3 protein-coding genes are annotated in these 1,983 nt (G+C 29.0%); 2 read left to right on the forward strand and 1 reads right to left on the reverse strand.

Features of this window, described 5'->3' with window-relative positions; all coding sequences use genetic code 11:
* Nucleotides 1-91 precede the first annotated feature (91 nt).
* On the reverse strand, nucleotides 92-424 hold the full coding sequence (locus CP367_RS10380) for a hypothetical protein (RefSeq protein ID WP_089146028.1): 333 nt from the start codon (nucleotides 422-424) through the stop codon (nucleotides 92-94).
* 66 nt (nucleotides 425-490) lie between these two features.
* Between CP367_RS10380 and CP367_RS10385 the strand changes: the two genes are divergently transcribed.
* Both CP367_RS10385 and CP367_RS10390 read left to right on the forward strand, forming a co-directional pair.
* Nucleotides 491-1,213 carry a hypothetical protein gene (locus tag CP367_RS10385; protein ID WP_081307160.1) on the forward strand — a complete coding sequence of 241 codons (723 nt, stop codon included), beginning with the start codon at nucleotides 491-493 and terminating at the stop codon, nucleotides 1,211-1,213.
* 463 nt (nucleotides 1,214-1,676) lie between these two features.
* Nucleotides 1,677-1,946, forward strand: a complete 270-nt coding sequence (locus tag CP367_RS10390) for a hypothetical protein (RefSeq protein WP_233186476.1) — start codon at nucleotides 1,677-1,679, stop codon at nucleotides 1,944-1,946.
* Nucleotides 1,947-1,983: the final 37 nt, after the last annotated feature.

The following is a 1,983-nucleotide window of genomic DNA, read 5'->3' on the forward strand; positions in this document are numbered from 1 at the left end:
TCAGGACACCTTAGAATCCTACTTTGATTAAATAAATAATTAAAAAATCAATTTACGAGAAAGATCTATTTACACAAAAGATTTGACAGTTTCATTTTACAGTCTCTTTCTGAATGAAAATAGATTTAAGTTTTATTTTTCCATTACTTTTTATATATGTTACATCGAAATAATTATCATTAATCTTTTCAACGTAATATAGAGTATTACCGGATCCTTGATTGTCACTGACAATATCAATTTTGGGTTTATTTATTCGTTTTAAATAAACTAAAGTTTTTTTATTAGATGTAAATTCATTTTCTTGAATTTGTGTTTGTGTGATTCTTTTAAGGTTATATTCTGTGTATATTGTTTTACAGAAAAAACTTATTAATAATAAAGAAAATAGAGAAATTATAAATATTACATATTTTTTAACCATAAAGCCTACTCCTTTTTTAATAAATATACTGTAATACTCTCATAAAACAGAAAGAAGGAATGAATCATGCATATTAGGCAAGTTAAATTTTCAATTAGTCTTTTTCTTTTAGCATTTGTAATTTTCCTTTTTACTTTAAAAGGTTTCACTACTACTGTATTGGCTGATGAAGATACTACGGTTGAAACTGTAGCTACTTATAATTATAATAAAGTGCCTGCTGATACATTGGCTACTATAAAAGATATAGTAGCTAATGATAACACTATTAGTATGAAAGTTAAGGATGGATACTTAATTCTTACAAAAGTTTATTCCAATTCTCCAGAGTTAGAAAATAATCCATTAGAATCTTCATTTGTACAATTACCGGGTCATTCTGCTAATGTAAAAGTAGTTAATTTTAATCTTGCTTTAGCAAAAATGGATGCCGGAAATGCGTTAGAGAACATTCCTAATGGTTCACCACTGTTTATTTATGGACAAGAAGCGTATGCTGGTCAAAGAAATGGTCAACATGTATCTGTAGGTACTCATGTACATTGTAATAGATTTAATGGTAAGCATTCTGATCATAAATATTGGAAACATAGTGATCCACGTTCTTGGGTAGATTTCATTGGTAGTGATTGTGATTATCATGCACCAAAATATAATTGTAATATGTATGGACGCAATGTAAAGTGTGATGGACTTAATACTAAAGGTCACGGTGTACATAATTGCTCAAGCTGGAAAGGCGGTAGAGCACATAAAAACTGGCCTAAAACTTGCTGGTATAGAAACTAGTTAAGTTTTATATATCATATATTTTTTTAATTATATCAAGTGATATATTGTGAAATTAATTTCCTGATGTTTTATAAATTTGCTGAATAAAAAATTATTAAATAAGTAATAAAAAATGCTTTTTGGGAACTCTGTTCTCATATTTTTTACTAGTTCTTATTTGATAAAGAAATAATATCATGTTTATGCAAGAAATTAATCTTTTACCACAGTATTTTTACATGGAGGTTGAAAATCTTCTTTATAATGCAGTTTGTTAATTTAGGGTTCTCTGCTTCTAGTCAGCATAACAAATGTGTTAGACATGGTTTAAAAGCCATGTCTTTTTTGTGCAATAAAAAAGACTCGTAACAGTAATTTGCTACAATTCTTTATATGATTTGGTTTTAGGAATGTTTGCGAAATTTTCCCATTATCAGCTGTTGGTGAGATGGCCAGCCTAGGCTTTTTATTGGTGTATGCCATGGTTAACTTAGGCCACTTGCGCATTGCAGGACAAATTGGGGCCAAGCGCTGGATTTTGATTTGCTCTGTTGTATTAAATCTAGCTTTGTTTGCTTTGTTGTTTATTCAGACAATTCTCAACCACGAAACTTTAACTTGGATTTCAGTAATTGCTTTGTTAATTATTAGTTTTTTAGTTGAACTTGCTTGGCGAAAAAAGAATAAACGCAACCTGCATTGGTTAGGAAAAAAATGGTTCAGTATAAATTCTTGTGTAAATAGAAATTAGATAACAAAAAAAGAAGGGTTGTCCCTTACAATGTTAA

The sequence above is a fragment of the Lactobacillus sp. UMNPBX16 genome (assembly GCF_002553775.1).
Classification (GTDB): domain Bacteria; phylum Bacillota; class Bacilli; order Lactobacillales; family Lactobacillaceae; genus Lactobacillus; species Lactobacillus crispatus.